This is a genomic window from Paenibacillus mesotrionivorans, assembly GCF_046098205.1.
Taxonomy (GTDB): Bacteria; Bacillota; Bacilli; order Paenibacillales; family NBRC-103111; genus Paenibacillus_AR; species Paenibacillus_AR mesotrionivorans.
Window position 1 is genome coordinate 46,344 of the sequence record NZ_JBJURJ010000028.1, and the last position, 11,673, is coordinate 58,016.

Consider the following 11,673-nt stretch of genomic DNA (forward strand, 5'->3'; position numbering starts at 1 on the left):
CCTCGGTATCCAAACGTTATGGTCAAAAACAGGACAAGCCTCATCTATATGGAACCCCATCCCGTCCGGAGGGGCCGTTGCTGCATCCAGTAGCGCTTTTTGGCGCGGGGTAAACCAACGAGGACAAGTCCCGTTGTCATAATAACAAACGGGACTTGGTGCTCATCTTACGCATGAGATTTTATGTAATTCACTACTTCTCCCACAGACGTAATCTTTTCTGCATCCTCATCGGAAATTTCAAGATCGAACTCGTCTTCGAGTTCCATCACTAATTCTACTACGTCGAGAGAATCAGCGCCCAGGTCATCTTTAAAAGAAGCTTCCAGGGTGACTTCTGCTTCATCCACCCCTAAGCGGTCGACGACGATTCGTGTTACACGCTCCAAGATATCGGACATCCGGTTCACCTCCTCTTTGGTATTATACGAGAATTAAAATCAAAATGCCATATCCCGCGGCAAAATATGTAGGGGTATCAACCCATGTACATGCCGCCGTCCACATGGAGGGTCTGCCCGGTGAGGTAAGACGCATCCTCCGAAGCGAGGAAGCGCACCACACGGGCGATTTCCCCAGGCCCTCCCATTCGTCCAAGGGGGATCTGGGGAAGAAGGGCACCCTTCTGCTCGTCGGAGAGCTTATCCGTCATATCCGTGGCAATGAAGCCCGGAGCCACAGCATTGACGGTAATCCCGCGGCTGGCCAGCTCACGGGCCGAGGCCTTGGTCAAGCCGATGACCCCTGCTTTGGCTGCCACATAGTTGGCTTGGCCGGGATTGCCCAGGGCGCCTACCACCGAGGAAATATTGATAATTCTGCCGGAGCGCTGCTTCATCATCGGCCGGGTGACCGCTTTGATGCAGTTGAAGACACCCTTCAGGTTCGTGTTGATCACCTGGTCGAATTCCTCTTCCTTCATCCGCATAATCAGGTTGTCCCGGGTAATGCCGGCATTATTCACCAGAATATCGATATGGCCGAAGGCCTCGATGGTCTGGCTGACCATCTGCTCCGCTTCTGCCGCATTTCCCACGTCCGCCTTGATGGTGATGGCACGCCGGCCCATCCCTTCGATTTCGCGGGCAACGGCGGCTGCCGCCTCCTCGCTGCCTGCGTAGTTGACAGCCACATCTGCGCCCGCCGCCGCCAGCTCCAGGGCAATGGCCCGGCCGATGCCCCGGGACGCCCCGGTGACAAGGGCTGTTTTACCGGATAGCATAAGCGATCCCTCCTAAGAGTTTTTGCGCCAGCAAAAACTGGCTTCGTAAGCATATACTTGAGGTTTTGCGCCAGCAAAAACTGGCTTCATAAGCTTTACAATGAAAATGCGTTGACCGCTTCCAGGCTGTTCAGGGAATAGACGGCAACACTCTTGTCCGTCTTCTTGATCAGTCCCGCCAGCACACTGCCGGAGCCGATCTCGATGAAGGTATCCACACCCTGGCCGATCAGCCAGGTCACAGTATCCTCCCACAGGACGGGGGAATACACCTGCTCCACCAGCAGCCTGCGGATTTCCTCCGGCTCGGTTACCGGACGGGCGGTCACATTGGCCACCACCGGAACCTCTGCAGCCGCAACAGGAAGAGCGGCCAGCACTGCGGCCAGCTTCTCCGCAGCAGGCTTCATCAGCGAGGAGTGGAAAGGACCGCTAACCTCCAGCGGAATCACCCGCTTGGCTCCGGCCTCCTTGCCCCGTTCCGCTACGGCAGCCACTCCTTCTTTGGTGCCGGAGACTACAATCTGTCCCGGACAATTCAGGTTGGCCAGCTCCACGGCTCCTACCGAGCTGCTGACTTCTGCACACAGAGCAGCCAGCTCCTGGCGGCCTGCGCCCAGCGTTGCCGCCATAGCGCCTTGTCCCCCCGGTACAGCCTGCTCCATGAGCAGACCGCGTGCCCGGACCGTACGGATGGCGTCCTCAAAGCTCAGCGCTCCAGCAACCGCAAGCGCGCTATATTCACCCAGGCTGTGCCCGGCCACATAATCGGGGCGGATGCCTTTTTCCCGGAACACCTGATACAAGGCCAGACTGGTGGCCACCAGAGCAGGCTGGGTATTAGCGGTTTGCTTCAACTGCTCCTCGGGACCGCCGAATACCAGCTCCGTTAACGGGAAACCCAGCACCCGGTCAGCCAGCTCAAACACCTCTTTTGCCCCGGCATGGGCTTCATACGCGTCCTTGCCCATCCCAACGGCCTGGGCTCCCTGGCCGGGAAATACAAATGCGATCTTACCCATTATCCCCACTCCTCAAAAATCAAAATCGTTAGTCTTCGTTTCCGGGGGCTCCCCCAAAAGTAATCGGAATAAGCTTCAGAGCTTCGCTTCACTTTTGGGGGGTTCTTTCCGGGGGCTCCCCCAAAAGTTTCGGCATCTGCTACAGAGCTTTGCGTCACTTTTGGGGGACCGTTTTACCAGCGGATCGCAGTGGCTCCCCAGGTCAAACCGCCGCCGAAGCCTACCAGCACGACGCAATCCCCCGGCTTGATCCGACCTTCCTCATCGGCCTCCGCCAGCGCCAGCGGAATGGAGGCGGCGGACACATTGCCGTATTTGTGCAGGTTGATCATGCACTTCTCCTCCGGCAGGTTCAGCCGGTGCACAGCAGATTGAATGATCCGGATATTAGCCTGGTGAGGCACCAGCAGATCAATATCGGACTTCTCCAACCCTGCTTTGCGCAGGACCTCCTCCGCCGCATTGCCCATAATGCGTACGGCAAACTTAAATACCTCGCTGCCGGCCATATAAATGTAATGCTGTTTGTTGTCCACCGTGCTTTGGGATGAAGGCATCCGGGAGCCGCCGCCGGCCAGCTTCAGAAGCTCGCCGCCGGAGCCGTCTGCCCCCAGCTCGAAGGACAGGAAACCCCGTCCCTCCGGCACCTCGCCCAGCACCACTGCACCCGCGCCGTCGCCGAACAGGATACAGGTATTGCGGTCGGTATAATCGGTAATTTTGGACAGACATTCCGCGCCGATCACCAACGCATTCTTGTACATGCCGGTGGCGATGAAGTTGGAGGCGCTGGCAAGGCCGTAGATAAAGCCGGAGCAGGCGGCAGACAGGTCAAAAGCCGCCGCTTTCTTCGCACCCAGACGGTTCTGGAGAATACAGGCCGTCGACGGAAATGCAGAGTCCGGGGTTATGGTAGCCACGAGAATCAAATCCAGATCCTCCGGGGCAAGATTGGCTTTTTTCAGGGCAATCAGGGCTGCCTCATAGGCCAGATCGGAGGAGGCCTGATCCTCCCGTGCGATATGGCGCTCCTTCATGCCGGTGCGGGTGACGATCCACTCGTCGTTGGTTTCGACCATTTTTTCCAGGTCGGCATTGGTGAGGATCCTCTCCGGCACATACTTGCCTGTGCTGAGAATCCCGACAGACTTCATATTCATCATCATTCTGCTCCCTTCCTGCTGGCGATCTCTGCTGAAATGGCGCCTACCAGGTTATGTTCCAGAGCCAGCCGCGTCTGGCGGACCCCGTTCTTCACAGCCAGCGCATCGGAGGAACCGTGGCTTTTCATCACCAGCCCTTTAAGCCCCAGCAGCGGTGCGCCGCCATGTTCCTTGTAATCCAGTTTCTTCTTGAAGCTGCTTAAGCCCGGCTTCAGCACCGCTGCCGCCAGCTTGCTCAAGAAGGACTTGGTGAACTCCTCCTTCAGCACGGAAAAAATGGCCCCTGCCGTTCCTTCCAGCGACTTCAGCAGGATATTGCCCACAAAGCCGTCGCAAACCAGCACATCACAATCTGCGCGGAGCACATCCCGGGCCTCCACGTTGCCCACAAAATGGATGGGCGCATTCTCCAACAGAGGATAAGCCGCTTTGGTCAGCTCATTGCCCTTGGCCGCTTCGGTGCCTACATTCAGAAGGCCGACCCGCGGCTTCGCCACACCATGGACCGCCTTGCGGTACAAACTGCCCATAATGGCATACTGCAGCAGGTTTTCGGGAGTCGCGTCCATGTTGGCGCCCAGATCCAGGGCAAGCACACCCTTGCCGTCCAAGGTAGGGATCATCGGTGCCAAAGCAGGGCGCTCAATGCCTTCCATACGTCCCACAATCAGCAGGCCTGTGGCCATAAGCGCTCCGGTATTGCCCGCCGAAATCATGGCGTCCGCTTCATTTTCCTTCACCAGCCGGCCGGCCACCACCATGGAGGAATCCTTTTTACGGCGCACGGCCTTCACCGGCTCATCCTCCGCCTCCACCACCTCAGAAGCATGCCGGATGCTCAGGTTGGAGGGCATCTCCGGCAGCAGGGAACGGATGGTGTCCTCCGGACCCACCAGAATAATCGACGTATCCGGCCATTCCTTGGCCGCTGCAAGCGCCCCCTCCACCACTGCCTTGGGAGCATGGTCCCCGCCCATGGCATCAATTGCGATCCGCATCCCGTAATCCCCCTTCATCCGTTTCCCCCGGTATGGCAATCGGCATGGCTTCCTCCGACTGACGTTCTTTATAGGAATGATAAATCAGAAACCGACCCTCAAACACCAGATCGTCCTGCACGTAGCTTTTGACCTCCACCCGCGCCTTTCCCTTGGACAGGGAGAGCACGTACGCCTTGGCGATAACCCGCTCCCCCAGCTTCACGGTCCGGATAAACCGGATGTCCGCGGATGCCGTTAAGGCGACCTCGTCATTAATAACCGCAACCGCCAGAGAGTTGGCCTGAGAAAAAATATGATGCCCCCGGGCAATCTGATTGCGCAAAAACACATGCTCCTCGCGGATTTCGAACATGGAAATGCCGCTTTTGTCCAACTGCAGATCAATCACTTCACCGATGACCTCATCAGGCCCGATGGAACGCACCTGGTCATAGGATTGCTCGGCCATAGCCTTGATCCGCTCCCGCAGCTCCGGAATCCCCAGCTCCAGCCGGTCCAGCCGGATGGTCTGGATGCTGACATGAAAGGACTTCATCAGCTCCTCATCCGTCACAAACGGGTTTTCCTTTATCAATATCGCCAGCCTTTTCTGGCGCTCTCGCTTGGGCATCCGTACGATGGCGCAACACCGCCTTCTTTAACTTTCCAATCCGCAACAGGTCTAATATTACATCTTTTTGGTACTGCTCGTCGAGTATTATCCACGGCATGCTGCGCCGGAGTTTTGCTATGTAGTTTTAATACCTGGTGCTAAATTGTAGTATAACGAATTATCCGCAAAAAGAAAAGCCCCCCATGAGGGAGGCTCCGGAATTGCAGAGATGTTGTTGTATAAGGCACCGGCAGCCGTTATTTGGCGGAAATCGGCTCTATCGATTCGGCCATTCTGATCAATTGGCTGTTATCCAGCTTCACGCCGGATTTCCCGGTCATAATGCTGTAGAGAACACCGTCCTTCTCCCAGTCGATGGTCTTGCCTCCTATGATCACGGCATCAACTCCGCTTACCCGTACTTGCTCCACTTTATGCTCGGTGGACATGGCATAGGCGGTTTCCTCATCCGCCAGCCGTTCCTGGATATGGATGGTTTTGCCCGTAGCCGGGTTGAGATAATACACATCCAGGTACTTATCCCCCTTTTTGTACACCTCAGCCCGGTCAAATACGAACCCCTCCGGCACATAAGCGGGCAGCCCTGCCTTAAAGGCGGTGTATTCCGGAATAACCGAGGCATCCTCAATCCGAATGATTTCAGGAGCCGGTTCCGCCTCCATTTGCTTCCGGGTAATAATCTCCCCGTTGGTTACACCTGCTATTTCCTCACCCTCCGCGGTATAAAAGGGTTTTTCGTGCCCGGCCCACTCCTCTACGAGTTTACCGTCCTTGGTAAAAATTTTACCCTTCAACTCAGCAGGAAACGGCATGGTCTCCGGCCGGGTTTCCTCCATTTGGGAGACGGTGATGTGTCCCAACGAGATGGTATGGACCACAGAACGCATCCAATCTCCGGCAAAGGAGGTGGGAGCAAGCAGCAGCACAGCCAGCAGGCAGGAAGTGGCGGCGATTGCACCGGTTCTCACGAGCCTCCACCGGGGAGTCCGCCGGAGGCTCGTGCTTCCGGGTTGAGCAGCCTTTAGGACGCGTTGCCGGACGGCATCCTTATGGCTTCCGCCAGTACGGACGGCTCCGGATAATGCCACCCCCAGCTCCAGCATATCGGTACATTCCTTGGATCTGTCAGCGGATGGCGGGACCTTGCCGCTTTCCAGACAGGCATCCAGCTCTTTTACAAAGTTGCGTATCCTTCTTTTTTCACTCATGGCAGCCCTTCCTCTCCAGCTCTGCTCTCAGTTTTTTCATGGACCGGTACAGCGTTACCCCCACATTGCTTTCGCTCATTCCGGCAAGCTTGGCAATCTCTCCGTTCTTGAGCTCTGCTCCGAACTTCAGCGCCAGAATGCTGCGCTCCTTCGGGTTCAGCACAGACATAGCCTGGAGCAGGCTGTCCTTCGCCTCCCCGGCAAGAGCCATAGCCTCGGGAGTTTTGCCGGCGGAGGCCGCATGTTTAATCGCCTCCAGCGAAAAAAACCTCCGTCTCCGCTGCTGCCGGCCATAATCATTGACGGCGTTCTTGGCGATAGCAAACAGCCACACCTCAAACGGTGCCTTATCCGCCCGGAAGGAAGCGAACCGGCCCATCACACGTTCGAACACCTGGCTTGTCAGATCCTCGGCCGTGTACTCGCACGTTACCCGGTAGCGGATGTAGCGGAACACACGCTCATAATACAGCTCGAAGACCGCTCCGAAGGAGGCTTGCGGCGAACCCGCAGCATTGGGCCGTTCCGCGGCTGCTTCGTACATCTCCTCCGCAAGCGCCAGAGGTATGGTTTGCGGCTGTGTCATTCTTGTCCCTTCTTTCTGCTCGCGTCTCATCCTTGCGCTGTATGTGCTTGAACCTCCGCGGCTTTAATGGCAGGGCGCCCTTTGCCAAAGCCGGCGGTTGTCCGTTTTCATACACCTGTTAATACGCCGGAGGTGGCATTTCATTACACAACAGGAGTAAAAAAAAAGCAAAAAAGCGCTCCGCCCGTTAAGGGGGAGCGCTTCATGCGCTAGGAAGCGAGATTATTGCTTAATAATCTCTCTCTTCTTGTAAGTTCCGCAAACCTTGCACACCCGGTGCGAAAGTTTCAATTCGCCGCATTGGTCGCATTTAACCATGCCGGGGACTTCCAATTTGAAGTGAGTACGGCGCTTGTCGCGACGAGTCTTGGAAATTTTTCTAAAAGGGACTGCCATGTTCCCACCTCCTTCAACAAATTACCATCCATAATCGCCTGGAGCGCTTATTGCTTAAAAAAATCAGCCAGTCCCGCCAGCCGCGGATCAATGCTGTCATTGCTGCAGCCGCAGGGCTTCTCGTTGAGATTGGTCCCGCATTGGGGACACAATCCCTTGCAGCCGGAGCTGCAGACGGGAGCCAGTGGCAATGCCAGCCACACCGCTTCTTCCACATAGGGATCCAGCGTAATGTGATCGTCCGTTACCAGATGCACTTCGTCCTGATCTTCCTGGGGGACAGCGTCAGGCCGGGATGCGAACCGTTCCCGGAAGGGAACTGCAAGGGTCTCATCCACAGGGGTCAAACAGCGGGAGCATAGAGAGTGAACCTTGAAGCGGAGTGTTCCCTCCACCTCGGCCAATCCGCCTTGGGAATGGGCGCTAAGTTCGGCTTCCAGCTTGCCCACAATCTGAATGTCCTCGCGCCCGGTAAAAACACCGGAGAGATCGAAGACGCCCTTGAGCGCAACAGAAGCATTTTTTTGAGCTAATTCCCGGATGCTTATCATCATTGTTATCACCCCAAACAAACAAAATTTATTATATCGATTTTCAGTAGGTTTTGTCAACGCCTCATTCAAGATTTGATAAGAAAAATGTGGTATATTCTTTAAGTATGGCTAAAGGAACGGGATAAAATGCAATGTTAGCTGGAGGACCGTCATGAAAACAGTCGGCATTATTGTAGAATACAACCCGCTGCACAACGGGCATGTGCATCATTTTGAGGCTTCCAAGCAAGCCGCCGGGGCGGAATCCTGTGTGGCCGTGATGAGCGGGCATTTTTTGCAGCGGGGCGAACCCGCCGTCGTCAACAAGTGGGCCCGTGCCGAAATGGCCCTCCACATGGGCGCCGACGTGGTCATCGAGCTGCCGGTGGCCTATGCCTGCCAGCCGGCGGAATGGTTCGCCTACGGTGCAGTCAGGCTCCTGGATGCCACCGGCGTGGTGGACGCGCTGTGCTTCGGCAGCGAGGAGGGTTCCCTGGAGCCGCTCTCCCGACTGGCCGGACTGCTCCACCGGGAGGACGCCGCTTTCCGCAGCCTGCTGCAGGAGGAGCTGAAGCAGGGCGCCAGCTATCCGGCTGCTTATGCCGCGGCTGTCCGCCGGTTCGGCATAGACAACGACGCTGACGGACCCCTGCCGCCCTTGGACCAGCCCAACACCATTCTGGGCCTTCATTACATGCTGGCGCTGCAGCGTCTGCAAAGCCCCATTATACCGCTGACATTACCCCGGCGGGAAGCCGGTTTCCATCAGGCTGACATTACGGGCACGTCCATTGCCAGCGCCACTGCCCTGCGCAAGCTTCTCTTCGGCACGGGCTGGAAGTCGCCGGACGAAGCGGCTTTAAGGGCCGTTGCTCCGTACGTGCCGGCTTATACGCTGGATATTCTCTTGCGGGAGCATGCCGCAGGGCGGGGCCCCTTATGCTGGGAGCATTACGCACGCCCCCTGTTCACCCAGCTGCTCTCCCGGCCGGAAGAGGAGCTGCGGCAGCTCCATGAGGTTACCGAAGGACTGGAGCACCGGATCAAACACAGCTTGACCCAACTGCCTCCAGATACCGCCTCGCCGGTTGAATCGCTTCTGGATTTGCTTAAAACCAAACGGTATACCCGCACCAAGCTGCAGCGGATGCTCCTGCGGATTCTGCTGGGACACCCGCAGCAAAGCCTCAGCCGGGAGAGCCTGCAGGCCGGTCCTGCCTGCATCCGGGTGCTGGGCTTCAGTTCCAAGGGAAGAGCCCTGCTCAAGCGGATGCGCGTGACCGCCTCCCTGCCCGTTATTACCCGTGCTGCCGCCGCGGAGGACCCCGCTTGGCTCGGGATGGATATCCGGGCCGGCGCCGTCTACAGCTTGGGCTACCGGGAGCTGGATCCCTCCCAGTGGCAGCGGGACTTCACACAGCCTCCGCTGCAGTTGGACCGGGTGTAGAGCAGATTGGCCTCCCCTAGCCTACAGCCTTTAGCCCGCTGTCTTCGGCGGCAAACTTTCCAGGTAGGCAATAGCCTCCTGTAGGGTGCTTACCTCCACCACCTTCATGGACGTATGCAGCTTGCCGGCCTGCTTCTTGGCTTCACCTGCAGACTGTTCGTCCCGGGGCACAAACAGGATGTCCGCCCCTGCCTGGTGGGCGGCGGAGACCTTGTGGCGGGCGCCGCCGATGGCCCCGACTACACCTTGCGGATCGATGGTGCCAGTACCGGCGATGGTATACCCCCGGGACAAATCATCTGCCAGCAGCAATCCGTAGGTTTCCAGGGCGAACATGAAGCCTGCCGAAGGCCCCCCGATATCCCCTGCCTCCACGGTTACCGCGTCAGTCTGCGTGGTGGCCTGGACCGCCTTGCGGTCAGCCGTGACGATGCCGATCCCAAGCTTCCGGCCTCCCTCCACTGCTGTTGGCAAAGCCCGCAGGGTGAAGGATGCCTCCATCGCCACGCCTCCCCGCTTATAGGTAAGACGCACCGCATCCCCTTCTTTTTTACCCGCCAGAAGAGCATCCAGCTTGCTTCCCGCATCCACCGGAAGGCCGTCAGCCTTCAAAATCACATCACCCGGCTCCAACACTCCCTCTGCAGGCAATCCAACCGCCGTACTCAGCACCACAATCCCCTTGCTGGCGATAGTGTAGCCAATCCCTGCAGCCCGGTATGCGGCTTGTATAGCATTGGATTGGGAGGTCAGCATTACCTGGTGCTGGCGCTCCCCATACTCTTCCTCCGATTCCCCCGGCTGGCGCACGGAGGTTTGCCGGTGCACCTCGTAACCTCTGAAACGGGCCTCCACCATTTTGGCCAATGTAGCATTGCTCACACCAACGGTGGTCAAAAGAAACCTGCCACTTTCCGGATAGCCGCCTCCCTGCACATGGACCATCCCCTGCAGATCGTCCGCTGTTCCCGGCTGGAAGATGTAGTATGGCAATGGAACAAATAATGTAACATAGCAAAATACCAACGCCAGAAATCCCGAAATAACGGCGCGTGCTGCATAAAGCGTCCGCCCGTTGTCCATCGTTTTCACGGCCGATCCCATTCCTTCCCCCGCCGGTGTCGTCAAGGCGGGCAGTGTTGGCCTAAGCAGGCTTGGTCTATTCATCCTCCGAACGGCGTACATATGGTACAAACCCATGATCGGAAGGTGATTGCCTATGCAATCGGGAAACAAACGCAGCCGCCAATACATGTATACCCTGTTCCTGGGCCTTGTGACCGCCGCTTTCGTCGTTTCGGTCATCACTTACCCCGAACAAGCCTTCCAAGCCTCCCTCTCGGGGCTCCGTCTGTGGTGGGATTGGGTGTTCCCTGCGCTTCTGCCCTTTTTTATCATGACGGAGCTGCTTCTGGGCTTTGGCCTTGTTCATGGTTTGGGTGTATTCCTGGAGCCGCTGATGCGGAGGGTCTTCCGCCTTCCCGGCTCAGGAGGCTGGGTGCTGGCGTCAGGTATTGCCGGCGGCTACCCCTTATCTGCTGACGCTGCGGCCAAGCTGAGCCAGCAGCACGGGGTGAGCTCCGCCGAAGCAGAGAGACTGGCGGCACTGGGCCACTTGGCCAATCCCATGCTGATTGTGGGTGTAGTGGGTGCAGGCTTTTTGCACAGCCCCGAAAGCGGTATCTTACTGGCCATCATCCATTATCTGTCCGCCATTATGGCCGGCTTCTGCACGCGTCAGCGGGGTAAAGAAGCACCGCGTGCGTCCACTGTTCGCCTCCGCCGCCTTCCGCATAAGGCCCTCCGCGCCATGGAGGAAGCCCGCCTCAATGACGGCCGCGTTTTCGGCAAAATGCTGGGTGACTCCGTCACCCAGTCCATTTATGCCCTGCTTCTCATCGGCGGTCTGATCATGGCTTTTTCCGTAGCCGTGCGGCTGGCCGGGTTATTCCTGGGATCAAGCCCCGCCGCCCAGTGGTTCCTCCAGCTGGCCCCCGGCGTGCTGGAGCCCCATCTCGGCGCCTATGCATACAGCACAATCACCTCTTGGGCGCCTGCCCTCCGCGCGGCCGCCATCGGTGCCGCTTTGGCGTGGAGCGGTCTGTCGGTTCACGCCCAGGCAATGGGCTTCATGCAGCCTGCCGGGCTGCGCTACCTGCCCTTCCTCCGCTTCCGGCTGCTGCACAGCGCCCTTGCAGCGGTCCTTACTTTGCTGGTCTGGCAGCCCCTGACCGGCTTTATTCAAGGCACGGAAACGGTGTTTTCTCCGATTAACGGCTGGGAAACAGCCTCACGGCTGGGCGAAGCCTTCGGGCTGCGGGAGATGGGAGCCGTGTGGGGCGCATCTCTCATCCTGCTGGGGTTAGTGCTGGGTGTGATGCTCCTGCTCTCTTTGCTCATCCGGCTCTTGGAGCAGGCTGCCGCTGCGGGCCGGCGTCCCCGGTAGCGGGACGGTGAAAGCCCCACTCTTTTCTGCGCACGG

The 11,673-nt window shown here is 57.9% G+C and carries 13 protein-coding genes; 2 read left to right on the forward strand and 11 right to left on the reverse strand.

All coding sequences use genetic code 11. The features are described 5' to 3' along the window. Window positions 1-167: 167 nt before the first annotated feature. From acpP to ACI1P1_RS28740, 10 genes are all read right to left on the reverse strand, one after another. Window positions 168-401 carry an acyl carrier protein gene (gene acpP, locus ACI1P1_RS28695; protein WP_416220013.1) on the reverse strand — a complete coding sequence of 78 codons (234 nt, stop codon included), beginning with the start codon at window positions 399-401 and terminating at the stop codon, window positions 168-170. Between the two features lie 77 nt (window positions 402-478). Beyond that, a complete protein-coding gene (gene fabG / locus ACI1P1_RS28700; protein WP_416220015.1) occupies window positions 479-1,222 on the reverse strand; it encodes a 3-oxoacyl-[acyl-carrier-protein] reductase in 744 nt (247 codons plus the stop codon). Between the two features lie 95 nt (window positions 1,223-1,317). After that, complete coding sequence (fabD, locus tag ACI1P1_RS28705; RefSeq protein ID WP_416220016.1) at window positions 1,318-2,244, reverse strand: ACP S-malonyltransferase; 927 nt, start codon at window positions 2,242-2,244, stop codon at window positions 1,318-1,320. A 173-nt stretch (window positions 2,245-2,417) separates the two neighbouring features. After that, complete coding sequence (locus ACI1P1_RS28710; RefSeq protein WP_416220058.1) at window positions 2,418-3,404, reverse strand: beta-ketoacyl-ACP synthase III; 987 nt, start codon at window positions 3,402-3,404, stop codon at window positions 2,418-2,420. Window positions 3,405-3,406: 2 nt separating this feature from the next. Next, on the reverse strand, window positions 3,407-4,405 hold the full coding sequence (gene plsX, locus ACI1P1_RS28715; RefSeq protein ID WP_416220017.1) for a phosphate acyltransferase PlsX: 999 nt from the start codon (window positions 4,403-4,405) through the stop codon (window positions 3,407-3,409). Continuing rightward, complete coding sequence (fapR, locus tag ACI1P1_RS28720; protein WP_416220018.1) at window positions 4,389-5,018, reverse strand: transcription factor FapR; 630 nt, start codon at window positions 5,016-5,018, stop codon at window positions 4,389-4,391. Before fapR ends, plsX begins: the two co-directional genes overlap by 17 nt. Window positions 5,019-5,257: 239 nt before the next feature. Continuing rightward, window positions 5,258-6,229, reverse strand: coding sequence for a DUF4367 domain-containing protein (locus tag ACI1P1_RS28725; protein WP_416220019.1), 972 nt, complete (start codon window positions 6,227-6,229; stop codon window positions 5,258-5,260). Next, entirely contained in the window at window positions 6,222-6,815 is a 594-nt protein-coding gene (locus ACI1P1_RS28730; RefSeq protein WP_416220021.1) for a sigma-70 family RNA polymerase sigma factor, read from the reverse strand. The genes ACI1P1_RS28725 and ACI1P1_RS28730 overlap by 8 nt, the downstream gene beginning before the upstream one ends. Before the next feature lie 222 nt (window positions 6,816-7,037). Beyond that, window positions 7,038-7,211 carry a 50S ribosomal protein L32 gene (gene rpmF, locus ACI1P1_RS28735; protein WP_113018656.1) on the reverse strand — a complete coding sequence of 58 codons (174 nt, stop codon included), beginning with the start codon at window positions 7,209-7,211 and terminating at the stop codon, window positions 7,038-7,040. 47 nt (window positions 7,212-7,258) lie between these two features. Further along, complete coding sequence (locus tag ACI1P1_RS28740; protein ID WP_416220022.1) at window positions 7,259-7,765, reverse strand: YceD family protein; 507 nt, start codon at window positions 7,763-7,765, stop codon at window positions 7,259-7,261. Window positions 7,766-7,916: 151 nt separating this feature from the next. Between ACI1P1_RS28740 and ACI1P1_RS28745 the strand changes: the two genes are divergently transcribed. Beyond that, window positions 7,917-9,191 (forward strand): nucleotidyltransferase, encoded by a 1,275-nt coding sequence (locus ACI1P1_RS28745; protein ID WP_416220023.1) that lies wholly within the window; start codon window positions 7,917-7,919, stop codon window positions 9,189-9,191. Window positions 9,192-9,221: 30 nt separating this feature from the next. Here ACI1P1_RS28745 and ACI1P1_RS28750 read toward each other — a convergent pair whose 3' ends face one another. Then, window positions 9,222-10,358, reverse strand: a complete 1,137-nt coding sequence (locus tag ACI1P1_RS28750; protein ID WP_416220024.1) for a YlbL family protein — start codon at window positions 10,356-10,358, stop codon at window positions 9,222-9,224. A 52-nt stretch (window positions 10,359-10,410) separates the two neighbouring features. Between ACI1P1_RS28750 and ACI1P1_RS28755 the strand changes: the two genes are divergently transcribed. After that, on the forward strand, window positions 10,411-11,637 hold the full coding sequence (locus ACI1P1_RS28755; RefSeq protein ID WP_416220026.1) for a nucleoside recognition domain-containing protein: 1,227 nt from the start codon (window positions 10,411-10,413) through the stop codon (window positions 11,635-11,637). The last annotated feature ends 36 nt before the right edge of the window (window positions 11,638-11,673 follow it).

Excerpts from the sequence above, each read along its gene's own strand:
- acpP (WP_416220013.1), bottom strand. The coding sequence starts at position 401 with ATGTCCGATATCTTGGAGCGTGTAACACGAATCGTCGTCGACCGCTTA.
- fabG (WP_416220015.1), bottom strand. The coding sequence starts at position 1,222 with ATGCTATCCGGTAAAACAGCCCTTGTCACCGGGGCGTCCCGGGGCATC.
- fabD (WP_416220016.1), bottom strand. The coding sequence starts at position 2,244 with ATGGGTAAGATCGCATTTGTATTTCCCGGCCAGGGAGCCCAGGCCGTT.
- ACI1P1_RS28710 (WP_416220058.1), bottom strand. The coding sequence starts at position 3,404 with ATGAATATGAAGTCTGTCGGGATTCTCAGCACAGGCAAGTATGTGCCG.
- plsX (WP_416220017.1), bottom strand. The coding sequence starts at position 4,405 with ATGCGGATCGCAATTGATGCCATGGGCGGGGACCATGCTCCCAAGGCA.
- fapR (WP_416220018.1), bottom strand. The coding sequence starts at position 5,018 with ATGCCCAAGCGAGAGCGCCAGAAAAGGCTGGCGATATTGATAAAGGAA.
- ACI1P1_RS28725 (WP_416220019.1), bottom strand. The coding sequence starts at position 6,229 with ATGAGTGAAAAAAGAAGGATACGCAACTTTGTAAAAGAGCTGGATGCC.
- ACI1P1_RS28730 (WP_416220021.1), bottom strand. The coding sequence starts at position 6,815 with ATGACACAGCCGCAAACCATACCTCTGGCGCTTGCGGAGGAGATGTAC.
- rpmF (WP_113018656.1), bottom strand. The coding sequence starts at position 7,211 with ATGGCAGTCCCTTTTAGAAAAATTTCCAAGACTCGTCGCGACAAGCGC.
- ACI1P1_RS28740 (WP_416220022.1), bottom strand. The coding sequence starts at position 7,765 with ATGATGATAAGCATCCGGGAATTAGCTCAAAAAAATGCTTCTGTTGCG.
- ACI1P1_RS28745 (WP_416220023.1), top strand. The coding sequence starts at position 7,917 with ATGAAAACAGTCGGCATTATTGTAGAATACAACCCGCTGCACAACGGG.
- ACI1P1_RS28750 (WP_416220024.1), bottom strand. The coding sequence starts at position 10,358 with ATGAATAGACCAAGCCTGCTTAGGCCAACACTGCCCGCCTTGACGACA.
- ACI1P1_RS28755 (WP_416220026.1), top strand. The coding sequence starts at position 10,411 with ATGCAATCGGGAAACAAACGCAGCCGCCAATACATGTATACCCTGTTC.